The 22,371-nt window shown below is 67.4% G+C and carries 19 protein-coding genes; 4 read left to right on the top strand and 15 right to left on the bottom strand.

Going from position 1 to position 22,371, the window contains the following annotated elements; genetic code table 11:
* Positions 1 to 62: 62 nt before the first annotated feature.
* The 3 genes from AABB87_RS10150 to AABB87_RS10140 all read right to left on the bottom strand — a co-directional run bounded on the left by AABB87_RS10150 (position 63) and on the right by AABB87_RS10140 (position 3,210).
* Positions 63 to 749 carry a CAAX prenyl protease-related protein gene (locus tag AABB87_RS10150; protein ID WP_341971121.1) on the bottom strand — a complete coding sequence of 229 codons (687 nt, stop codon included), beginning with the start codon at positions 747 to 749 and terminating at the stop codon, positions 63 to 65.
* Between the two features lie 301 nt (positions 750 to 1,050).
* On the bottom strand, positions 1,051 to 1,914 hold the full coding sequence (locus AABB87_RS10145) for a 23S rRNA (adenine(2030)-N(6))-methyltransferase RlmJ (RefSeq protein ID WP_341971120.1): 864 nt from the start codon (positions 1,912 to 1,914) through the stop codon (positions 1,051 to 1,053).
* Between the two features lie 48 nt (positions 1,915 to 1,962).
* Positions 1,963 to 3,210, bottom strand: a complete 1,248-nt coding sequence (locus AABB87_RS10140; RefSeq protein WP_341971118.1) for a right-handed parallel beta-helix repeat-containing protein — start codon at positions 3,208 to 3,210, stop codon at positions 1,963 to 1,965.
* 76 nt (positions 3,211 to 3,286) lie between these two features.
* On the opposite strand from AABB87_RS10140, the gene AABB87_RS10135 reads away from it, so the two are divergent.
* Positions 3,287 to 4,360, top strand: a complete 1,074-nt coding sequence (locus AABB87_RS10135; protein ID WP_341971117.1) for an alkene reductase — start codon at positions 3,287 to 3,289, stop codon at positions 4,358 to 4,360.
* Positions 4,361 to 4,379: 19 nt separating this feature from the next.
* On the opposite strand, the gene AABB87_RS10130 is transcribed toward AABB87_RS10135, so the two are convergent.
* The 12 genes from AABB87_RS10130 to AABB87_RS10075 form a co-directional block, all read right to left on the bottom strand.
* Positions 4,380 to 4,772, bottom strand: coding sequence for a VOC family protein (locus AABB87_RS10130; protein WP_341971116.1), 393 nt, complete (start codon positions 4,770 to 4,772; stop codon positions 4,380 to 4,382).
* A gap of 43 nt (positions 4,773 to 4,815) precedes the next feature.
* Positions 4,816 to 5,400 carry an MOSC domain-containing protein gene (locus tag AABB87_RS10125; RefSeq protein WP_341971115.1) on the bottom strand — a complete coding sequence of 195 codons (585 nt, stop codon included), beginning with the start codon at positions 5,398 to 5,400 and terminating at the stop codon, positions 4,816 to 4,818.
* 54 nt (positions 5,401 to 5,454) lie between these two features.
* Positions 5,455 to 6,258 carry a uroporphyrinogen-III C-methyltransferase gene (gene cobA / locus AABB87_RS10120; RefSeq protein ID WP_341971114.1) on the bottom strand — a complete coding sequence of 268 codons (804 nt, stop codon included), beginning with the start codon at positions 6,256 to 6,258 and terminating at the stop codon, positions 5,455 to 5,457.
* Positions 6,255 to 9,080: a nitrate reductase gene (locus AABB87_RS10115; RefSeq protein ID WP_341971113.1), complete on the bottom strand. Its 2,826-nt coding sequence runs from the start codon at positions 9,078 to 9,080 to the stop codon at positions 6,255 to 6,257. Before AABB87_RS10115 ends, cobA begins: the two co-directional genes overlap by 4 nt.
* A gap of 16 nt (positions 9,081 to 9,096) precedes the next feature.
* The gene (gene nirD, locus AABB87_RS10110; RefSeq protein ID WP_341971112.1) at positions 9,097 to 9,477 is read right to left on the bottom strand and encodes a nitrite reductase small subunit NirD; all 381 of its coding nucleotides are present in this window, start codon (positions 9,475 to 9,477) and stop codon (positions 9,097 to 9,099) included.
* Between the two features lie 41 nt (positions 9,478 to 9,518).
* The gene (gene nirB / locus AABB87_RS10105; protein ID WP_341971111.1) at positions 9,519 to 11,951 is read right to left on the bottom strand and encodes a nitrite reductase large subunit NirB; all 2,433 of its coding nucleotides are present in this window, start codon (positions 11,949 to 11,951) and stop codon (positions 9,519 to 9,521) included.
* A complete protein-coding gene (locus AABB87_RS10100; RefSeq protein ID WP_341971110.1) occupies positions 11,948 to 12,748 on the bottom strand; it encodes an ABC transporter ATP-binding protein in 801 nt (266 codons plus the stop codon). Before AABB87_RS10100 ends, nirB begins: the two co-directional genes overlap by 4 nt.
* Positions 12,749 to 12,760: 12 nt before the next feature.
* Positions 12,761 to 13,666, bottom strand: a complete 906-nt coding sequence (ntrB, locus tag AABB87_RS10095) for a nitrate ABC transporter permease (protein WP_341971109.1) — start codon at positions 13,664 to 13,666, stop codon at positions 12,761 to 12,763.
* 8 nt (positions 13,667 to 13,674) lie between these two features.
* On the bottom strand, positions 13,675 to 14,904 hold the full coding sequence (locus AABB87_RS10090; RefSeq protein ID WP_341971108.1) for a CmpA/NrtA family ABC transporter substrate-binding protein: 1,230 nt from the start codon (positions 14,902 to 14,904) through the stop codon (positions 13,675 to 13,677).
* Positions 14,905 to 15,204: 300 nt separating this feature from the next.
* Positions 15,205 to 15,813: an ANTAR domain-containing response regulator gene (locus AABB87_RS10085; protein ID WP_197418184.1), complete on the bottom strand. Its 609-nt coding sequence runs from the start codon at positions 15,811 to 15,813 to the stop codon at positions 15,205 to 15,207.
* 49 nt (positions 15,814 to 15,862) lie between these two features.
* On the bottom strand, positions 15,863 to 17,146 hold the full coding sequence (locus AABB87_RS10080; RefSeq protein ID WP_341971107.1) for a sensor histidine kinase: 1,284 nt from the start codon (positions 17,144 to 17,146) through the stop codon (positions 15,863 to 15,865).
* Positions 17,136 to 17,732 carry a response regulator gene (locus AABB87_RS10075; RefSeq protein ID WP_341971106.1) on the bottom strand — a complete coding sequence of 199 codons (597 nt, stop codon included), beginning with the start codon at positions 17,730 to 17,732 and terminating at the stop codon, positions 17,136 to 17,138. Before AABB87_RS10075 ends, AABB87_RS10080 begins: the two co-directional genes overlap by 11 nt.
* 105 nt (positions 17,733 to 17,837) lie before the next feature.
* Here AABB87_RS10075 and AABB87_RS10070 point away from each other — a divergent pair, with 105 nt between their 5' ends.
* The 3 genes from AABB87_RS10070 to AABB87_RS10060 are packed head-to-tail and all read left to right on the top strand — an operon-like array spanning position 17,838 to position 22,278.
* Positions 17,838 to 19,106, top strand: coding sequence for an efflux RND transporter periplasmic adaptor subunit (locus AABB87_RS10070; RefSeq protein WP_341971105.1), 1,269 nt, complete (start codon positions 17,838 to 17,840; stop codon positions 19,104 to 19,106).
* A complete protein-coding gene (locus AABB87_RS10065; RefSeq protein ID WP_341971104.1) occupies positions 19,103 to 19,789 on the top strand; it encodes an ABC transporter ATP-binding protein in 687 nt (228 codons plus the stop codon). Before AABB87_RS10070 ends, AABB87_RS10065 begins: the two co-directional genes overlap by 4 nt.
* Positions 19,786 to 22,278, top strand: a complete 2,493-nt coding sequence (locus tag AABB87_RS10060; protein WP_341971103.1) for an FtsX-like permease family protein — start codon at positions 19,786 to 19,788, stop codon at positions 22,276 to 22,278. Before AABB87_RS10065 ends, AABB87_RS10060 begins: the two co-directional genes overlap by 4 nt.
* The last annotated feature ends 93 nt before the right edge of the window (positions 22,279 to 22,371 follow it).

The raw sequence follows: 22,371 nt of genomic DNA, 5'->3' as shown, positions 1-22,371 counted from the left end.
GAATGAAGCCGCTGGGCGGTTTGCCGGGTTCCAGCGTGCCGAGGCTCAGGGCTTGTTTTGGTTTACCAGAATTGCCATTGCCCGGTCTGCACCACCCAAATCCCCAGTGCGCCGTTGGTGACGGCATGCGCAATCACGGCGGTCCAGAGTTTGCCGGTGCGCCGGTAGAGATAGGCATAGGCCAGGCCGGCCACGATGGCCGCCAGCCACAAGGTGTGGGCCAGCATGAACACAAAGGTGGACAGCACGATGGCCTTGACGCCCACCCGCTGCGGATCCACGGTTTCGAACTGAGGCGATTCGATCCAGCGCATCAGGAAAGCGCGCCAGAACAGCTCTTCCATGATGGGCACCAGGAGTGCCGCGCCAATCAGGCGCAGGGCGATCAAGGGCCAGATTTTTTGACCTTGCAGGTCCAGGGGCAGAAAGCTGGCGGTGGGCTCGCCGATCTGCATCCAGGGTGCGTCAAGCTGAATCCATAGCCCGAAGACCAGCAGGCCGACGGCACAGCTCAGCAAGGTCTCGCGCAGGCTGGGCAGGTTCTGCCGGGCCAACTCGCCGTAGCCGCGCCAATACCAGACCAGGGCGCCGCCCACCACCAGCACCGAGACGCCGTAGATCCAGCGCGCATCCACGCCCGCGCCGCTGGGCAGGTAGCCGCGCAAGGCCAGCATCAGCATGAACAGCGCAAAAGGCACGCAGCGGGCGAGGGCGGCTGGGCTCAGGCCCAGAATCGGGTTCAGCTTCATGAGGCGGTGAATGGCGGCCACAGGACCAAGTCAGGAAGGCTTGCAGCGTAACCCGAAATGATGACTGTCTTGGCCGCGGCCATCCCCACTTCATGGGCCCGGCCATGGTGGCGGGCCGGACCAGACATTGCGAGGTTCAGGGCGACGTGGAATAAGTCCCCGTGATGCGGCGCGCCTCGCTTCGGGATGGACAACAAGGCGCAAACCGCAGCCATAGCCCGAGCTATGGCGAGGATTTGCAACGCCGTTGTACGCCCGAAGCGGGGATGCGGCGCGCACGAGGGACTTGTTCCGCGTTGCCTCAGCTCGCGCGCTGCTCCAGCAGGAAGTTGGCGCCGTCGTACAGGCCCAGCTTCTCAACCAGATAGGGCAGGCATTCCTGCAACTCGTCGTGCAGGGTGAAGGGCGGGTTGATGATGAACATGCCGCTGCCCAGCATGCCGATGCCGCGGGTGTTTTCCTGCTGCGCCACGGTCAGGCGCACATGCAACCAGCCCTTTTTGGCACCTTCGCCCGCATCGGCGGCGGCCTTCAGGCGCTGGGGCAGTTGGGCCGATTCCAGCAATTGCAGCTGCGGGTACCAGACCATGAAGACGCCGTCCTTGAAGCGCTCCAAGCCTTCGCGCACGGCGGTGATGACCTTGCCGTAGTCGCTCTTGATTTCGTAGCTGGGGTCCATCAGCACCACGCCGCGGCGCGAGGGCGGCGGCAACTCACCGCGCAGCGAGGCGAAGCCGTCTTTGTCGCTGACAAAGGTGTTGGGGCGGGTGGAGAGGTAGGTCTGCAGGATGCGGTAGTCGGTCGGGTGCAGCTCGAAGCAGCGCAGCCGGTCTTCGGCGCGCAGCAGCAAGTTGGCAATCGCCGGGGAGCCGGGGTATTGGCGCAGCTGGCCGCCGGGGTTGAAGGCGCGTACCGGTTCCAGGTAGCGCGCCAGCGGCGCGGGCAAATCTTTGGCGTCCCACAGGCGGGACACGCCGTGCACATACTCGCCTTTTTTCTGCGCGTACTGGCCTTCGATGGAATAGCCGCCGGCACCCGCGTGGGTGTCGACCAAGGTATAGGGTTTGTCTTTTTCCGCCATATAGCGGAGCACCTCGGTCAGGACCAGGTGTTTGAGAACATCGGCATGGTTGCCGGCGTGGAAGGCGTGTCGATAGGCGAGCATAGGTCGAACTGTACCTTCCTAGCCTTGCAAGCGGCGCTCCGGCCCGGTTTATGGGAACTGGAAAGCGCCCGGATGGCTCGCCGGCGCCGGCGCCGTCAGCTTAAGCGTGCCGCGTGGCGCCAGGAACTGGGCGATGGGGCGCAGGCTGAGCCCGTCCACCTCACCGGGGTCGACCGCCTTGCCGCGCACTTTGGCACCGGGCTTGAGCAGATAGTTGTCGCGGTTGGCCTGGACGAAGACGTCGTAATCCACCGCCAGATTGCCGCCTTGCTGCCATTCGGCCTGCTCGGGCAGCTTGGGGTTGCCGACCCAGAGGTTGTTGAAGATCCGCACTTTTACTTGCGCCGCCCCCTGGGCCGGGCTCACACGCAGAAAAATCCCACCGCTGGGTCGCCCGTCCACCACCGTGTTGTTGATCAGATGCAGTTCTTGGCGCGGCCAGGTGTAGCCTTCTGCGCCAAAGGAGATCATGTGCGGGTTCTCGGAGGTGGCGCTTTGCGCGATCACATTGCCCACCACCAGGCATTGGCCGCCGTTGGGGAATTCCAGCTCGTAGCTGGACTGGCCGCCGATTTCGTCGGTTAGCCGGTTGTAGAAGATGTGATTGATGGCGGCCCGGCTTTTCAGCAAGTGGCCGGACTGGCCGTGGTGGAAGTAGCAGCCCTCGGCGCGGAAGTAGGCAATCGCGCCGACGTAAATATTGTGGTTCTTGCCCTGGCGGCGCACGATGGTGCCGAACTCGCAGTTCTCGACCTCCAGGCGCACGCTGTTGTCATTGCTGGTCAAGACACCGTTTTCGTTGTCTTTGAAGCTGCAGTCGCGCAGCTTGAGGGAGCCGGCCTCTAGGCGGATGCCGGCACCGTTTTGGTCTGGCACCACGGTGCCGAAGAAGTCGAAGCCTTCGATGCTGATGTCACGCCCGGTGGTGACGAAGATGCCTTTGTTCTGCATGCTCATACCCGACGCTCGCAGCACCACCCGCCCGCCCACGGCCTTGAGCGTGATGCCGTTCTGGCTCCACAAGGCCACATCGCCCAGGTAGTCGCCGGCGTCGACCTCGATCAACATACCGTCTTTGGCTTCACGCGAGGCGGCGGACAGGCTGCGGATCTCGCGCTTGGGGCCGACCTTGAGTGTGGCGCGGGGTTGGGCTTGCGCCTGAGGCTGAGCCGCACAGAACCCGGAAGGCAAGGCGAGCCAGGACGCCGTAGCGGCCGCGCCCTGCAGGGCCAGTCGGCGTTGGGGGTTGAGCGCGCTATCCTTCATGCCATCGTCCTTGTTTGATCTGTCCGTCATCAAGAAAACTGCCTTGCCAGCGCGTGACAGTCTAAGCGCGCCGTGTGAACCCACCGTTAATTTGAAGCCCGCCACCATGCCCAATCTTTTTGACCCGATACAGATCGGTGACCTCGCCCTCGCCAACCGCATCGTCATGGCGCCGCTGACGCGCAGCCGCTCGCGCGGTCTGCTGCCCGGTGAGATGGCCGTCGAGTATTACCGTCAACGCGCCAGCGCCGGGCTGATCATTAGCGAAGGCACGCAGATCTGCGCTGAAGGTCAAGGTTATCTGGACACTCCGGGTATCCACACGCCCGAGCAGATTGCCGCCTGGCGCCGCGTCACCGACGCCGTGCATGCCGAGGGCGGCAAGATCGTGGCGCAGCTCTGGCATGTGGGCCGCGTCTCACATGTGCAGTTCCAGCCCGAGGGGCGCGCGCCGGTGTCCTCCACCGCACGTTCGGCCGGCGGCAAGACTTACACGGCCGAGGGCTTTGTCGAGGTGTCCACCCCGCGCGCGCTGAGCGCGGCCGAGATCCCCGGCGTCATCGCCACCTTCGCCCGCGCGGCCGAGAACGCCTTGGCGGCCGGCTTCGACGGGGTGGAAGTACACGGCGCTAACGGCTACCTGCTGGACCAGTTTTTGCGCGACAGCATCAATGACCGCAGCGATGAGTACGGTGGCTCCATCGCCAACCGCGCCCGCCTGACGGTGGAGGTGATGAGCGCGATTGCCAAGGCCATCGGCCCCGGCCGCGCCGGCCTGCGCCTGAGCCCCGTCACGCCGGTCAATGGCGCGGGTCAGGACAGCGCCGCGCAAGACTTGTTCAATCACCTCGCCGGGGCGCTGGCGCCGCTCAAGCTGGCTTTCTTGCATGTCATCGAAGGCCAGACCGGTGGCGCGCGCGACATCGCCTCGTTTGACTACCAGGCCATGCGCGCCCACTTCGGCGGCAGCCCCTGGATGGTCAATAACGGCTACACCCGTGCCATGGCCCTGCAGGCGGTGGCCGAGGGTCAGGCCGATCTGGTGGCCTTTGGCCGCGATTTCATTGCTAACCCCGATCTGGTGCGGCGCCTGCGCCTGAATGCTGCGCTGAACCCGCTGGACAAGGCCACGCTCTACGGCGGCGATGCGCGTGGCTATACCGATTACCCCAGCTTGTAGCCACTAACTCGCAGCCGCCTCACTGCCCGGCAGGCGGCTGCCACAGCTCGACCTTATTGCCCTCGGGGTCGATGACCCAGCCGAACTTGCCGTAGCCGGCTTCATCGTCGATGCGCTGATCAAGCACCTGGCAGCCCTCGGCTTGCAGCTGGGCCAGCAGGCCCGCCAGGTCGTCAACCCGGTAGTTGATGACGAAGTTGCTGGGGCTGTTGGCAAACTGCTCGCCGTCCTGCGGCGCCACGCACCAGATGGTGCTGCCGCCCACGGGCTGGCCCGCGGCATCGGCCCAGCGGAAGGCTGCGCCGCCCCAAGCCTGCACATCGATGCCGAGGTGACGCTGGTACCAAGCCTGCAAGGCCGGCGCGTCCTTGGCCTTGAAGAAGATGCCGCCAATACCGGTCACGCGTTTCATAGGGAACTCCGTTGGTGGGCAGGCCGTAGCAAGCGTTTGACGCCTAGGCCCGGAACTTGGCTCTGAACAATTCCGCAATGCTGACTTCGCGCGGCCCCGGCTGCAGTTCAAAGGCCTGGCCGGCCTGCAGCGTGCCGGGCGTTTTCACCGCCAGGTAGAAGCCGCACCAGCCGCTCTGGCCCATCATCTTCACGGCCTGGTTGAAGCCCATCACCGCGTTGAATTTGAAGCAGGGGAAGCGGGGTTCGCTGACGACCAGGCTGCAGTCGGGGAAGGCCAGCACATCGCCGACCCAGACCTGCGATTCCAGCAGGCCGCTGAGGGTGAGGTTCTCGCCCATCGCGCCATGCGGCAGTGCTTCTTGCCAAGCCGCCACCTTGGCCTGGGCGCGCACTGTTTGCCAGAAGGGGTAATGCTCTACCGGGTAGGCGTAGATGGCCTTGCTCAAGCCACCGTGCACGCTCAGATCGGCCTGCTCATCGCCTTCAAGCCCGAGCGGGCGCACGGCCAGGGCCTGCGCCTTGGGCGTTTTTCGGATCGCGCTGCTGACGGTCTGGCCGCCAGGGACGAGCAGGGCTTGGGCGAGGGCGGTGTTGAGGCTGAGGAGGCTAAGAGGTTGAGGCTGCATGAGCGCAGTTTAGAACCTGCCGCCGAGGGCTGAGGGCCAAGTGCAGGCCCGCCCTCAAGCGCAGCGCATCTGCGCGCTCATCGCGCCGTCCAGGTCCAGGCTTTGCACATAGGCCAGGTTCACCACCGTCCCGATCACCAGGATGGCGGGGCTGCTGATGCGCTCGCTGTGCAGCTGCGCGGCCAGCGTGCCCAAGCTGCAAATCGTGGCGCGCTGCTGCGGCGTGTGCGCCGCGGCGATGGCGGCCGCCGGCGTGTCCGCCGCCAGCCCGCCGGCGCGCAGGGCCGCCACCAGCTGTTCCACCCGGGCCAGGCCCATGTAAATCACCAGGGTCAGGCCGCTGCGGGCCAGGGCCTGCCAGTCTGGGTTGACGCCCGCCCCGCCGTCTTCGCGCGCATGGCCGGTGACGAAGGCCACGCCGGGGGCGTGGCGGCGGTCGGTGACCGGGATGCCGATGCTGGCAGGCGCGGCAATGCCGGCGGTGATGCCGCTGACCACCTCCACCGTGATGCCAGCTGCGCGCAGGGCATCCATTTCCTCGCCGCCACGGCCGAAGACAAAGGGATCACCGCCCTTGAGCCGCACCACCTTCAGGCCGGCGCCGGCCTCGCGAATCATCAGCTCGTGAATGAAGCGCTGCTCGGTGGACACACAGCCGCCGCGCTTGCCGACAGGGATCAGCCGCGCGCCGGGCTTCATCAAGGCCAGCACGCGGGCGTCGACCAGATCGTCGCTCAGCACCACGTCGGCGGCTTCGATGCGGCGCAGGGCGCGCAGGGTCAGCAGCTCCGGGTCGCCGGGGCCGGCGCCGACCAGGCTGATGCTGGGGGCTGGGTGGTGAGGGCGCTGGTTCATCATGATGTGAGGACCTCTTCAAGAAAGGGGGTTTGTGCCTCCAGCCGCCGCAAGCTGGGCAGGCAGGAGCCGCATTGGGTTCCGCAGCGCAGGCTGGTTTGGAGGCCTTGCAAGCGCTCTTGCGACGTGCCGGCCAGGCTTTGCAGCTGGGCGCAGATGCGGGCTTCCGACACATCCAGGCAGTTGCAGACCTGCGGGCTGCGCGGCGCCGCCAGTGGCTGGCCCGGCAGCACCGGCTTGGGGCTCAGTAGCTGGGCGCCCAGGGCGGCCACTGGCGCGGCCTCGCGCCACAACGTCAGCAGCCAGGCGCCGGCCGCGCGCTCATCCATCTCGGCCCCGCCGACCAGCAGCAAGGCACGCAGACGCGCATGGGCGCCCAAACGGTCCAGGCCCAGCAGGCGGCTGCGCTGGCGATGGCTGTCGGCATAACTCAGCACTTGAGCGCCATGTAAACCCAGCAGCGCGCGCAGCTGGGCCAGCAGCGCGGAGGCCGGGGGCGTGGCCGCCGCAGCGTCAAAGCACCAGCCGGTTTGCTCGGGCGTGGCGCCGGCCACCGGCAGGCAGCTGGCGTAGTCAAACTCGCCCATCAGCGCGCGCAATCCGGCGCGCAGCGCCACGGCCTCGGCGGGCGTGCACCAGATCGCAGCGCTGAGCCGCCAGGGCAGCGCCACCGACTTGACCTGGACGGCGGCGAACTTCAGCTCCGGCTGCTGCGAGTCGGGGCAGCATTGCTTGCCCAGCAAGGCATTGATGCCGGGCCAGACTGGGCCGTCGTCCTGTCCCTTGCCCTCGCGGCTGCGGCCGGACACAAACTCCTCGCCCCAGTGCATGGCCAGATAGGCCTGGGCGGGGCGCATCAGCGGGTCGGCGCGCACCGGCAGGATGAGCTGGCCGTGGCGTGAGCTGATCAGGGCCAGCTCGCCATCTTTGAGCCCGCGCAGGGGCAGGTCTTGCGGATGCAGGCGCAGGGCCGGTGCGGGTTCGTGGCCGAACAAGCGCGGCAGCAGGCCGCTGCGGCTCATGCCATGCCATTGGTCGCGCATGCGGCCGGTGGTGAGGGCCAGGGGGAAGCGGGCGTCAAGCTTGTCGACGGGCGGGCGGTAAGGCTGGCTGATGAAGCGGGCGCGGCCGTCGGCGCTGGGGAATTTCCCGTCCAGATAGAGCCGGGCCTGGCCTTGGCTGGCGCCGGCCGGGTAGGGCCATTGCTGCGGGCCGTCGCGGTCCAGAATGGCCCAGCTGAGGCCGCCGATGTCGAGGTCACGGCCGACGGTGGCGGCGCGGTGCTCCAGCCACAGGTCTTCGGCGCAGGCATAAGGCAAGCGGTCGGGCTGGCCTAGCAAGGGGGCGAGCTGGCGGGCCAGGTCGCGCACGATTTGCCAGTCGGGCCGGGCTTCACCCGGCGGTGCAATCGCGGCGCGCACGCGGCTGATGCGGCGCTCGCTATTGGTGACCGTGCCTTCCTTCTCGCCCCAGGAGGCGGCCGGCAGCAGCACATCGGCGAAGGCGGCGGTAGCGGTGTCGGCAAAGGCCTCTTGCAGGATCACCAGCTCGCAGCGCGCCAGCGCACGCCGCACCAGGGCCTGGTCGGGCATGGACTGGGCGGGGTTGGTGCAAGCGATCCACAGCAGCTTGATCTCGCCATTGGCGGCGGCCTCGAACAGCTCCACCGCCGTCTTGCCCGGCGTTTCGGGCAGGTCGTCCACGCCCCACAGGCGGGCGATCTCGGCGCGATGTGCGGCATTGCCTGGGTCGCGGTGGCCCGGCAGCAGGCTGGCCATGCCGCCGACCTCGCGCCCGCCCATGGCATTGGGTTGGCCGGTGAGCGAAAACGGCCCGGCGCCGGGCCGGCCGATCTGGCCACAGGCCAGATGCAGATTGATCAGCGCGGTGTTCTTGGCCGTGCCGCTGCTGCTTTGATTGAGGCCCTGGCAGTACAGCGACAAGGTGGCGGGCGACTGCGCGAACCAGCGCGCGGCGGTCAAGAGATCGGCCTCCTTGATGCCGCAAATGCGCGCCGCTTCCTTGGGCGTGCTGCTGCGCACGAGGGCTTTGAGCTCATCAAAGCCCTGGGTGTGGCGGGCCATGAAGTCGGCGTCCAGCCAGCCCTCCCAGATGCAGGCGTGCAGCAGGCCGTGCATCAGGGCCACATCGGTGCCGGGCAGGATTTGCAGATGCAGATCGGCAAGCTCGGCGCTTTCGGTGCGCCGTGGGTCAACGACGATGAGCTTGAGCGCCGGCCGCTGAGCCTTGGCGTCTTCAAGCCGGCGGAACAAGATGGGGTGGGCCCAGGCGGGGTTGGCGCCACTGATGAAAACGCAGTCGGCCAGCTCGATGTCTTGGTAGCAGGCGGGCGGCGCGTCCGCGCCCAAGGCTTGCTTGTAACCGGCCACCGCCGAGCTCATGCACAGGCGCGAGTTGCTGTCGATATTGTTGGTGCCCAGCAGGCCGCGCGCCAGCTTGTTGAAGGCCTGGTAGTCCTCGGTCAGCAACTGGCCTGAGATGTAGAGGCCGATGGCGTCAGGCCCATGTTCGGCATGCACGGCGGCAATGCGCTGGGCCAGGCGCTGGTTGAGGGCGTCCCAGCTCAGCGCCTCGGGCGCGGCGCCGCGGCTGGGCCGCCAGGCTGGTTGCAAGAGGCGCTGGGTCTGGCGGATCAGCGGCGTGGCCGTGAGGTGCAGGGTGCTGCCCTTGCTGCACAGGCGGCCGAAGTTGGCGGGGTGCGCGGGGTCGCCTTTGACGCCGGTGATCTCACCCGCGCTGCTTTCGATGATCACCCCGCAGCCGACGCCGCAATAAGGGCAGGTGGAGCGAGTCTCGGTGCTCATGGCGCGCTGCTCTTGCTCAGGCGGCCTTGGCGCAAGGGCCGGCCTTGAGCGGCGCGAACTCCAGGCCCACGGTGTCGAGCTCGGTTTGGTCGAGCTGCACCTGGCCCTCCAACACGCGCACCTGGAAGCGCGCGGCGCAGCCCTCGTCCGGCGCGATGGCCTGGCCGCTGTTCAGTGCAATCGTCCAACTGTGCAGCGGGCAGGCGACCGAGTGGCCAAAGACCAGGCCCTGGCTCAAGGGCCCGCCCTTGTGGGGGCAGCGGTCCAGCAGGGCGAAGACTTGGTTGTCTTCGGTGCGGAAGATGGCCACTTGCGGGCCTTGCGCGCGGGCCACGCGGCGGGCGCCAAGCACGGGGATGTCGGCCAGGGCGCAGATGGTTTTCCAGCTTGGTGTCATGGCTGTGTCTCTATCTATCTCTGTCGGTGGGATGGAGCAGTTCAGAGCGGCTCGAACTGGCGCAAATCGACCTTGGCCTTGGCGAAGTCGAACCAGGGGTCGGGCTCGCCGGCCAGGGCGAATTGAAGCTCGGCCCAGAGCGTGCGGCGGCCGTCGTGATCGTCCAGAATGCGGCGCTTCACATAGTCCATGCCGACCCGGGCCAGGTAATGCACCGTGCGCTCCAGATACCAGCCTTCGGTTCGGTAGAGCTGCATGAAGGCGCCGGTGACTTCCATCACTTCTTCGGGCGTTTTGACCTTGACGAAGAACTGCGCCACCTCGGTCTTGATGCCGCCGTTGCCGCCGATATAAAGCTCCCAGCCGCTGTCCACACCGATGATGCCAACGTCCTTGATGCCTGCCTCGGCGCAGTTGCGCGGGCAGCCCGAGACGGCGAACTTGACCTTGTGCGGCGCATACATACGCCACATGGCACGCTCCAGGTCCTTGCCCATCTGGGTGCTGTCTTGGGTGCCCATGCGGCACCACTCGCTGCCCACACAGGTCTTCACCGTGCGCAAGGCCTTGGCATAGGCGTGGCCCGAGGGCATGCCGATATCGGCCCAGACTTGCGGCAGGTCTTCCTTCTTCACGCCCAGCAGGTCGATGCGCTGGCCGCCGGTGACCTTGACCGTGGGGATCTTGTACTTGTCCACCGCATTGGCGATGCGGCGCAGCTCGTCGGCCGTGGTCTCGCCGCCCCACATGCGCGGGATCACCGAGTAGCTGCCGTCCTTCTGGATATTGGCGTGGCTGCGCTCGTTGATGGGGCGCGACTGCGGGTCGTCCTCGGCCTCTTTGGGCCAGGTGGAGGTGAGGTAGTAGTTCAGCGCGGGGCGGCAGGTGGCGCAGCCATTGGGGCTGCGCCAGGCCAGGGCGCTGTAGAGCTGGGGCAGGCTGATCAGATGCTGCTGGCGGATGGCATCGCGTACGTCCTGATGGCTCAGCTCGGTGCAGGCGCAAACCGCCTTTTTCTTTGGCGTGGCCGAATAGTCGCCACCGGCGCTGAACATCAGCAGCTGTTCTACCAGGCCGGTGCAGGAGCCGCAGCTGGCGCTGGCCTTGGTGTGCTTGCGTACCTCGTCCAGGGTGAACAAGCCCTTGTCTTTGATGGCCTTGCAGATCGTGCCCTTGTTGACGCCGTTGCATCCGCAGACCTCGTCGCTATCGAGCATGGCGGCGGCCTTGCTGTGGCCCTGGTGGCCGACGTCGCCGATATTGCTTTCGCCGAACATCAGCTTGTCGCGGATGTCGGCCACCTTGCGGCCTTCGCGCAAGAGCTTGAAGTACCAGCTGCCGTCCACCGTGTCGCCGTAGAGGCAGGCGCCGATCAGGCGGTCGTCCTTGATCACCAGCTTTTTGTAGACACCGGCGAAGGGGTCGCTCATCACAATCTCTTCGCTACCTTCACCGCCCATGAAGTCCCCGGCGGAGAACAGGTCGATGCCGGTGACCTTGAGCTTGGTTGAGGTCTGCGAGCCCTGATAGCGGCCGATGCCGAACTGCGCCAGATGGGTGGCGCAAACCTTGGCCTGCTCGAATAGCGGCGCCACCAGGCCGTAGGCAATGCCTCGGTGGGCCGCGCATTCGCCCACCGAGTAGATGCGCGGGTCGGTGGCGGTTTGCAAGGTGTCGCTGACGACGATGCCGCGCTGGCACAGCAGGCCGGCACTTTCCGCTAATGCCGTATTCGGGCGGATACCGGCGGCCATCACCACCAGGTCGGCGGGGATTTCGCTGCCGTCCTTGAATTGCACCGCCATCACTCTCCCGTCCTTGCCGCCGATCAAGGCCTGGGTCTGCGCGCCCAGCATGAAGCGCAGGCCGCGCGCTTGCAGGCTTTGGCGCAGCAAGTCGCCGGCCACATCGTCGAGCTGGCGCTCCATCAGCCAGTCGCCCAAGTGCACCACCGTCACCTGCATGCCGCGCAGCATCAGGCCGTTGGCGGCCTCCAGGCCCAGCAGGCCGCCGCCGATGACGACGGCGTGTTGATAGCGCGTGGCGGCGTCGATCATCGCGTTGGTGTCGGCGATGTCGCGGTAGGCGATCACGCCGTCCAGGTCTTTGCCGGGCACGGGCAGGATGAAGGGGCTGGAGCCGGTGGCGATCAGCAGGCGGTCGTAGTCGGCCTCGGTGCCGTCGGCGGCCACCACCTTGCGGCGTTGCCGGTCGATCTGCGTCACCGTCTTGCCCAGGTGCAGGGTGATGCCGTGCAGGGCATACCAGTCCAGTGGGTTGAGCACGATCTCGTCCAGTGTCTGCTCACCCGCCAGCACCGGGCTCAGCAGGATGCGGTTGTAGTTGGGGTGGGGCTCGGCGCCGAAGACGGTGATGTCGTAGAGATCGGGCGCGATCTTGAGTAACTCCTCAAGTGTGCGCACGCCCGCCATGCCATTGCCAATCAGCACCAGCTTGAGTTTCTTGTTCGTCATGCGGCCACCTCGCTGCGGGCATGTCGGGTGTAGAGGAAGTCGATCACCGCCTTGCGGCAGCTCAGGTAATGGCTGTCATCGGCCAGGGCCACACGCTCGCGCGGCCGGGGCAGGTCCACGCGCAGGATCTCGCCGATGGTGGCGGCCGGGCCGTTGGTCATCATCACGATGCGGTCGCTCAGCAGCACGGCCTCGTCCACATCGTGGGTCACCATCACCACGGTGCTCTGGGTGCGGGCCACGATCTTCAGCAGCTCGTCTTGCAAATGGGCGCGGGTCAGGGCGTCCAGCGCGCCAAAGGGCTCGTCCATCAGCAAGACCTTGGGCTCCATGGCCAGGGCGCGGGCGATGCCCACGCGCTGCTTCATGCCGCCGGAGATTTCATGCGGGCGCTTGGCGCTGGCGTGGGCCATGCCCACCAACTCCAGCGCGGCCTGGGTGCGTTCTTGCAAGCGGGGCTTGGCCTCGCTGGCGCCGAACACCGACTCCACGCCCAGGTAGACGTTGTCGAAGCAACTCAGCCAGGGCAGCAGGGAATGGTTTTGAAACACCACGGCGCGTTCCGGCCCGGGCGCATTGATCTCACGCCGGTCGCACAGCAGCACGCCTTGGCTGGCCTGCAGCAGGCCAGCGATCAGGTTGAGCAAGGTGGACTTGCCGCAGCCGGAGTGGCCGATCAGGGTGATGAACTCGCCCTTCTCGATTTGCAGATGGATGTCGCGCAGGGCATGGAACTGGCCCTTGCGGGTGCTGAATACCATTTCAGCGCCCTGGACTTCGATGAATGCTTGGCTCATCGGGAAACTCCTTCAGTCTTCAAACGAGAAGCGCCGGGCCACGCTCATCAGCAGCCATTCGAGCAAGAGCCCGACGATGCCGATGACGAAGATGGCGATGATGATGTGGGCCACATTGAGGTTGTTCCACTCATCCCAGACCCAAAAGCCAATGCCCACACCGCCGGTCAGCATTTCCGCCGCAACGATCACCAGCCAGGCGGTGCCGACCGAAAGCCGTACGCCGGTCAGGATGTAGGGCAGCACGGCGGGCAGCAGGATGCGGGTGATGACCTTCCACTCCGACAGCTTGAGCACCCGCGCCACGTTCAGATAGTCCTGCGGCACCCGCTGCACCCCGACGGCGGTGTTCACCACCATGGGCCAGATCGAGCAGATGAAGATGGTCCAGATCGCCGCTGGGTTGGCGCTCTTGAACACCAGCAGGCCAATCGGCAGCCAAGCCAGCGGCGAGACCGGCTTGAGCAAGCTGATCAGCGGCGACACCATGCGGCCGATGAACTCAAAGCGGCCGATCACAAAACCCAAAGGGATGCCCACCGCAGCGGCCAGGCCAAAGCCCAGGGCCACGCGTTGCAGCGAGGCCAGGATGTTCCAGCCAATGCCTTGGTCATTGGGGCCGCGGCGGTAGAAGGGGTCGGCGAACAGCTGCACGGCCGAGTCCCAGGTGGCTGCCGGCGTGGGGATGCCGCTGCTGGTTTTGAGGGTGAACAATGCCCACAGCCCGGTCATCAAGGCCAGGCCCAGCACGGGCGGCAGCAGCTTCATCCACAGGCCATGCCAGTCGAAGCCTGGCCGGCTGTGGGCGAGCTTGGCCCCGGGCTTGCGGGCCGGGCCGGCCGCCAGTGGCGCTGGCACGGCCGGGGCAAGAACTTCATCAACATCGCCACGCGGCGAATGGAACACGGCGCTCACCATGATGGGCCTCAGGCTTTCAGCTTGAAACTATCGGCGTACTTGGCCGGCGACTTGCCGTCCCACACCATCCCGTCCAGCAGCTTGGCGCTGCGCAGCGCCTCCTTGGGCACGGCGATCTTGAGTTGGCTGGCGGCTTGCTTGTAAAGCTCGATCTGGTTGATCTGCGTGGCCACGGTCAGATAGTCCGGGTGCTCCTTGAGCAAGCCCCAGCGCTTGTGCTGGGTCAGGAACCACATGCCGTCGCTCAGGTAGGGGAAGTTGACCGCGCCGTCGTTGAAGAACTTCATCGCGTTCGGGTCGTCCCAGGTCTTGCCCAGGCCGTTCTGGTAGCGGCCCAGGATGCGCTGGTTGATCGCATCGGCGCTGGTGTTGACATAGGCCTTGTCGGCGATGGTGTCGGCCATCTTCAGCTTGTTCTGCAGATTGGCGTCGATCCAGCGGCTGGCTTCCAGCACGGCCATGATGACGGCGCGCGCGGTGTTGGGGTTCTTCTTGGCGAAGTCGCCGCTGCAGGCCAGCACCTTCTCGGGGTGGTCGGGCCAGATGTCTTGGGTGGTGGCCGCGGTGATGCCGATGCCGTCCATGATGGCGCGGTGGTTCCAGGGCTCGCCCACGCAAAAGCCGTCCATATTGCCAACCCGCATATTCGCCACCATCTGCGGCGGCGGCACGGTGATGACCTTGCTGTCCTTCAGCGGGTGAACGCCATGCGCGGCCAGCCAGTAATACAGCCACATGGCGTGGGTGCCGGTGGGGAAGGTCTGGGCGAAGGTGTACTCGCGCTTGTCTTGGCGCATCAGCTTGGCCAGCGAGGCGCCGTCCACCGCGCCTTGGTCGGCCAGCTTCTTGGCCAAGGTGATGGCCTGGCCATTGTTGTTGAGCGTCATCAGCACGGCCATGTCCTTCTTGGGCCCGGCCACGCCCAGGTGGACGCCGTAGACCAAGCCGTAGAGGGCGTGCGCCATGTCCAGCTCGCCGTTGACCAGCTTGTCGCGCACGCCGGCCCAGGAGGCCTCCTTGCTGGCGACGATCTTGATGCCGTACTTCTTATCAAAGCCCAGCACCGAGGCCATCACCACCGAGGCGCAGTCGGTCAGCGGGATGAAGCCGATGCGCACTTCTTCTTTCTCGGGCTTGTCCGAGCCGGCGGCCCAGGCGCCTGTTGATACCGCTGTGGCGGCGGGCAGGGCGGCCGCAGCGGCGGCGCCCAGCAGCAGTTTTCGACGTGGTTCGCTCATCAAACCCTCCATGGCGTGCTTGACCTTGTGCATGAATGAAAACCTCCAAGACAAAACGAAAAAAGGCGTCGCGACCATCAAGCCCGGCGCCAAGAAATGGCGGGGTTGAACGGTCGGACGCCTTTGCCCGAAAGAAGAATGCGGTACGGAAAATTCAGTCTTGCCGGCCCACGTCGTTGCGGGCCGCAGGGTTAATTTAGCAGGAAGCGTGCCAGCGTTTTGCCCGGGCGGGCGGCCCCTGATGCACGCATTGCGGGCACTTCTGAGTGGCCGGGCGGGCCAGCTTGGTGCACTGCAGCATCAAATCGGGCGCAAGAGGCTGTGGGCGTCGATGATGCGGTCGGCCAGTTCCACCAGCGGCATGCCGCGGTCCATGGCCATGCGGCGCATCTGGCGATAGGCGCCGTCTTCGTCCAGCGTGAGCTCGCGCATCAGGATGCCTTTGGCCTTTTCAATGCACTTGCGCCCGGCCAGCTGGGCCTGGGCGCGGCCCAGTTCCTGGCGCAGGGCCAGGTCTTGCTCGAAGCGGGCAATCGCCACCTGCATCACGCCGGCCAAGCGCCCGCTTTGCAGGCCCGCCACCACATAGGCGCTGACGCCGGCCTTGAGGGCGTGGCGCATCGGGTCATCGTGGCTGCTTTCCGAGAACACCAGCACCGGGCGCGGCATGCGCTCGTTGAGAGTGGCCAGGTTCTCCAAGGTGTCGCGCGAGGGCGAGGCGCTGTCCACAATCACCACATCGGGCTGCAGGCGCAGCACGCAGTCGTGAATTAAGGTGGCCTCGGCAATCACCCCCACCACCTCGCAGCCCTGCGCCGCCAGCTCTTGCTGGATCAGCTGCAGGTGATGGGCGCCGTCGTTGATCAACAGCACGCGCAGCACCGGGGTGTCGGGTGGCAGGCTTGGCATGGTGGCCAAGGCGATGCAACTTCCGTACCTGTGGGCCTAGGGTGTCAACTCAAAAACTCAGCACAAAGGCCGCGCCACCTTCCAGCGGCCGCACATGCCGCACCCGGCCGCCCATGCCGTTGACGAGCTGGCGCACCACGGTCAGGCCAATGCCTTGTCCAGCTTGGCCGGCTTGTTCGGCTTGACCTTCCTGGCCGGCCGTTCCGTCAGCTTCGGCGCCGTGCTCGCGCGCGCTGAAAAAGGGCAGAAAGATTTGCCGCTCTAGTCCAGCGGGTACGCCGGCGCCGTTGTCGCGCACGCTGATCAGCAGCCGCCCGCCGCGCCCTTGCGCGCATTTGACCCACAGCCGTGGCACGGCCAGGCCCCAGGTGGCTTGTTCGGCATTGCGCAGCAGGGCCAGGAGGGCTTGCTCCAGTTGTCCGGCATCGGCCTGCAAGCGCAGGCCCGCCGTGGCCAGCTCAAAGCTGACGGCCCCGCCGCGCGCCAGCCAGGCGGGGCCCACGGCCTGCTGCAGGCGCGCCATCAGGGCGCCCAAGTCCACCGGCGCGAGTTGCGGCGCCGGCCATTGGCTGACGCGCCGGTAGTTGCGCACAAAGCTGGACAAGCTCTGCGCCCGCAAGGCAATCGCTTGCAGCGCCTGGCGCATCTCGGCGCGGCTGTCGGTGCTCGAACTGACGGGATGCGCGGCCGGGCCCTCGTCTTGCTCATCCATCAAGAGCAGGGCTGTTTGGCTGAGGCTTTGAATCGGTGTGAGCGAGTTCATGATCTCGTGCGTCAGCACCTGCACCAGCTGCTGCCAGGCCAGCAGTGACTCGCTCTCCAGCGCTTGCTCCAGCGGCACCAGCACAAGCAAGACCTGGGCTTGGCCGTCCAGCGCCAGGGGCTGGCGGCGCAGCTGCCAACGTTCATCGCTGCCGCGCTCGGTGTCCAGCAGCACCGGCCCGCTATGCGTTTGGGTGAGCAAGAGCTGCTGCAGTGCCGCCACATCGCGCACGCCGCCGGGCGCTTGCAGGCGGCGGGCGCGGCTGCTCAGGGGCTTGAGCTGGCTTTCACCCGTTTGCAGCCAGGCGGCCACGGGCAGGTGTTCCAGCTGGGCCAGCGCGATGGCCAGGCTTTGTTGGGATACGGCGGTGGCGGCGGCGCTGGGCTGGGGCTCGGGAAAGGCCGGTGGTGGCAAGCCGCGCCGCCAAGCCAGGGCCAGCGCTGCTGTACTCAGCAGGGCTGGGCCGACCCAGCCGCGCGCCGTGCCGTCAGCACCATGGGCCAGCGCCCCGGCAGCCGCGAGCAGCAAGGCGGCGCCGCCCAGCCGGGCCAGTGCGGAGTTAAAGCCCATGTTTATCCAGGCGACGGTAGAGCGCTGCGCGTGACAAGCCCAGCAAGCGCGCGGCGGCGCTCAGATTGCCCTCGGCCTGGGCCATGGCCGCCAGCACGGCGGCGCGTTCCTGTACCGCCAGGGAGCGCGGTGCTTCCTGCTCCGGCGCGGGCGGCGTCAAGGACCTGGGCGGCTCAGCGCTGGCCGCTGCGCCTTGCGCCAAGGCTTCGCGGCAGGTGGCGATCAGTCGCACATTGTCCCAAGGCTTGGTGAGGAAGTCGTAAGCGCCCTTGCGCAGGGCTTGCACGGCCAGGTCGATGTCGGCGTAAGCCGTCAACACGACGACCAGTGGCGGCTCGGCCAGGGCCTGCACCTCGGCCAGCAGGCGCAGGCCTTGGGCGCCGTCGCTGCGGCCGGGGCCGAAGTTGAGGTCCAGCAGCAGCAGGGCGGGGCGCAGGCGGCTGATGGCCGGCAGCAGCTCGGCCGGGCGGCGCAAGCAGGTCAGCGGCGCCACCCGGCGCTGCAGCAAGAGCTGCGCCGCCAGACCCACATCGGGGTCGTCGTCGAGCAGCAAGATGGAGGGGAGAAGCGGTTCAGCGGCGGGCATAGGCGCCTATCTTCGCAGCCACGCGCGCGGGCGCGCCAGAGCCCTGTCCGAAAGCGGACAGGGGGCTTGGCCGGCGCTTGCCGTGCCGCGATGCTGCACAGCAAGATGTCGTTAGAACCTGTCCCCCAAACCCTGCCCCCCAGCGGCGCCGCGATGGACCGCAGCCTGCCGCGGCCACCTCTCTGGCGGCGCGCGCGGGTGATTGCCGCTGCGGCAGTCGCCGCGCTGGCGCTTGGCGGCGCTTGGCTGTGGGCGGTGCGCGCCACGCCGGCCCAGCCGCTAGGTCATATGCAGCTGGCTACCGTTCGCCTGGGTGAGTTCCGCGACGAGTTGGCGCTGCGCGCTCGCGTTGAGCCGCTGCGCTCGGTGCAGCTGGATGCGGCCGAGGCCGGGCGGGTAGAGGCGGTGCTCGCGGCCGACGGCGACAAGGTGCAGGCCGGCGCGCCGCTGTACCGCCTGCTCAGCCCAGAGCAGGAGCAGCTTTTGATGCAGCGCAGCGCCGAGGTGGCGCAGCAGATGGCTAACGTCTCGGTCCAGCGCAGCGCGCAGGCCGCCAGCCTTGCCCAGAACCGCCGCGAGCTGGCCCAGCTGCAAGCCGCCCAGCAGCAGGCCGACAACGAGCTGCAACGTGCCAGCCAGCTGGCGCAAGACGGGTTTCTGTCGGCCGCCGCTCTGGAGCAAGCGCAGCGCCAGCAAGGCCTGGCCACACAGCTGCTGCAGCAAGCGCGCCAGGATCAGGCGCTGGAGGCGCAGACGCGCCAGCAATCCCTAGATGAGATGGCCCGCGCCGTGCAGGGCTTGCAGCGCGGCCTGCAGTTGCTGGAGCGCGCGCGCGACCGGCTGTTGCAGCGCGCGCCCATTGCCGGCCAGCTCAGTGGCTTTGCTCTGCAACCCGGCACCAGCGTGCGGCTGGGCGACCGCCTGGGCCGCATCGATGACCCGGCCGGTGGCATGCAGCTAACGGCCGAAGTGGACGAATACTATTTGCCGCGCCTGCAAGCCGGCCAGAGCGCCCACAGCGAGGGCAAGGGCGTGCTGAGCCTGGCGCAGATCCTGCCGCAAGTGCAGGGCGGCAAGCTGCGCGTGCTGCTGCGTTGGCCCGCCGGGCAGGCGCCGGCCGAATTGCGCCCCGGCCAGGCCGTGGAGCTGCGCCTGGCCCTGGCCCAGCCCGCGCCGGCCTTGCTCTTGCCCGACGGGCCGGGCGTGCAGAGCCAGCTTTTTGTGCGTCAGGGTGGCGAGTTACGTCGCCGCGCGGTGCAGCTGGGCCGGCGTGCGGCCGGCCAGGTGGAAGTTTTGTCCGGCTTGGTGGCCGGCGATGAAGTGCTGGTGTCCCAACCTCCCTCTTTTGATCTTGAAAGGCTGACTCTCCCATGATCGAACTCAAAGCCGTGAGCAAGCGCCACCGTGCCGGTGATATCGAAACCACCGCGCTCGATGCCATCGACCTGCACATCGAGGCGGGCGAATATGTCGCCATCACCGGCCCCTCGGGCTGCGGCAAGTCCACCTTGCTGGGCCTGCTGGGCTTGCTGGACCTGCCCAGCAGCGGGCAGTACCGTTTACTGGGTGAGGACGTCACGGCGTTGCGCCCGCGTGAGTTAGCTGCCCTGCGGCGTGGCCGCATCGGCTTTGTGTTCCAGAGCTTCAATCTGGTTGATGAAATGAGCGTGGCCGACAACGTGCAACTGGCCCTGCGCTACGGCCCCATGCCCGAGCAGGCGCAGCGCCAGCGCGTTGCCGAGGTGCTGGGGCGCCTGGGCCTGAGCCACCGCGCTGCCCACCACCCCAGCCAGCTCAGCGGTGGCCAGCAGCAGCGGGTGGCGATTGCCCGTGCCATCGCGGCTCGCCCGGCTCTGCTGCTGGCGGATGAGCCCACCGGCAATCTCGACAGCGGCCATGGCCAGGAGGTGATGCAGCTGCTGCGCGAACTCAATGACGAAGGTACTACCTTGGTGATGGTGACCCACAGCGCCGAGCACGCGGCGCTGGCCTCGCGCACCGTGCGCCTGCTGGACGGGCGGGTGCTGGTGGATGCCTGCGCCGAGGTCGCGGCATGAGTGCAAGGATCGCCTTGCTGCGCGACGCCTGCCGTGGCCTGCGCGCCCGGCCCTGGGCCACGGCCGTGGCGGTGGGTGGGCTGATGCTGGCGCAGGCGGCCTGTGTGTTGGTGGCTTTGCTGGCGGTGGCCTTGTCTGACCCCGACCCGGCGATCCCCGCGCCCGAGCGCGTGGTGCTGCTGGACTTCAAGGGCAATCTGCCGGGCGAGCAAAACTTCTGGTTCAGCGCCTCGCCGCTCGTGTTCGCTGAGATGTTGAAGGAGCGCAAGGTCCCGCTGGAGTTGATCAGCCGGGCCAGTGGCGGCGGCTTGGACATCAAGATCGACGGCCGCCTGCAAGCCAGCTATTTGCTGCTGGCCGACCCCGATCTGGTGCCGCTGCTGCAACTGCCCTCCCTGCAGGGGGACCTGCGCGCCAGCCTGGCGCGGCATGACGGCATTGCCATCAACACCGATCTGCTGCGCAAGCTGTGGGGCGAGCTGCCGCCCGAACAGGCGCTGGGCCGCCGCATCGAGGCGGGCGGCAAGACCTACACCGTCAGCGCGGTGATGCCCAATATCGATGCCCGCAACCCGCTGGCCAATCCCGGCGCGCTGGCCTCGGTGGGTGAAGCCATGGCCATGGTGGGTTATGACTCGCAAGCCAATACCCGCACGCCGGCGCAGCGGGAGGCGCTATTCGTCATCAACGGCCGGGTGTTTGCTCGCCTGGCACCGGGGGCCACGGCCGCGCAGGTGGGTGGCTGGATGCGCGCCGCCTTCATGGCCAACCCGCAGTATGCAAAGCTGCCGGCCGAGTGGAAGGCCAATGGCCGCGAGGCCGCCTTCTTCCGTGGCCTGCCGCTGACCGAGCTGCCGTTTGAGGCGCGTGGTGTGGAATTGCGTTGGCAGCTGCTGGGCGCGGTCGGTCTGGCCTGCTTGGTGCTGCTGCTGCTGGCGGCCTTCAACACCATGAATCTGCACACTGCCAGCTTGCTGCAACGCCAGCGCGAAACCGCTTTGCGCCGCAGCTTGGGCGCGGATGGCCCGCGTCTGCTGCAGCTGTGGGGCTTGGAAGTCTTGCTGCCGCTGCTGCTGGCCGCCGCTGGCGCGCTGCTGTTGGCTTGGTGGCTGGCGCCCGCGCTGGCGCAGTGGATGGGCTTGTCCGCGCAGCACCCGGTGGCTGATCCGCTGCCCGGCCGGGTCTTGCTGGGCTTGGGCTTGAGCGTTTTGCTGCTGTGGCCGCTGACCCTGGCTTTGCCGGCCTGGGCCGCCTTGCAACGCGCCCCGGCGCCGGCCTTGCAAGGCCGCACGGCCAGCGAAGGGCCTTGGGGTCGACGCCTGCGCCAGGGCTTGTTGACGTTGCAGCTGTGCGGCTCGATGGCGCTGCTGGGTTTGGCCGGGGTGCTGGCCCTGCAGCAGCAATATCTGCTGCATCTGGACCGCGGCTTTGACACTCACAACCGGCTCTGGCTGGGCATTGTGATGGACCCCGACGAGGTGCCGCAGATGGCGCCGCTGATCGCCGCGCTGCGCTCACATCCTGCCATTCAACACTGGGCCTTCAGCGGCATGCGCCCGGCGCGTGACACCGAGGGTGAGATCGATCTGCACGTCAGCGCCAGCCAGCACAAACAGGTGCTGCGCGTCAGCACCGTGTCCAGTGGCTTCTTCGAGACCTATGGCATGACCGTGCTGGCGGGCGACCCCAAGCTGGGTTCGAGCGCCGCGCTGAGTTCTGTTGCGAATGCAGCGGGCGAGGACGGCGAGGCCAAGTTGGTGATCGATGCCAAGGCGGCAAGACTTTTGGGCTTTGCCAGCCCGCAGGCGGCCATCGGCGCGCAACTGCGCGCGGGCGGCGGCTTTTTGCAAGAAGGCAAGGCGCTGCGCCGGGTGGTGGCGGTGGTGAAAGCCGTGCGCCTGGAGTCGGCCCGCGAAGCCGCCCGGCCGCAAGCCTTTTTGCTCAGTGAGGCGCCGCAGTGGGATTTGACGGTGCATGGCCCCGACCCGGTCGCCTTGCGCCGGGCGCTGGACGAAATCTGGGCCGCCCACGGCCCGGCCGTGCGGCACGAAATTCAGGCCGCCGACGAGCAGCTTGCCGAGGTCTACCGCCAGGAGCAGCAAATCACCAGCCTGCTGAGCGCCATCGCCCTGCTGGCGGTGGGCGTGGCCATGCTGGGGGCTTACGCCCTGGTGGCCGACACCCTGCGCCGTCGCCGCACCGAGCTGGTCTTGCGCCATCTGCACGGCGCCAGCCCGCTGCAGGTCGCGCTCAGCGTCGGGCGCGAATTCGCGTGGCCATTGCTCGGCGCCGCAGTCTTGGGCCTGCCCCTGGCCGGCTGGCTGGGCTGGCAATACCTGGCCGGTTTTGAAGACCGCATCGCGCTGGCGCCTGGCCTGGGCTGGCCGCTGGCCGCGGCAGCACTGCTGACCCTGGGCGTGAGCACGCTGGCGGCAGCGCGGCACTTGCGCCTTGCGATGGGCTTGCGGCCGGTGGAGGCTTTGGGTTGAGCTGAAATCAGTAGCGCGGGGGCTGCACGGCGCCGAGGCGGTGAGGGGTGGGGCGTTTGCTGGCGCCATAGCCGCCCCTATTCCCGCCGCGGT

Source organism: Roseateles sp. PN1 (assembly GCF_038419725.1).
Classification (GTDB): Bacteria; Pseudomonadota; Gammaproteobacteria; order Burkholderiales; family Burkholderiaceae_C; genus Paucibacter_A.
Note: the sequence above shows the minus strand (reverse complement) of the source record. Positions and strands in the feature narration are given on the sequence as shown.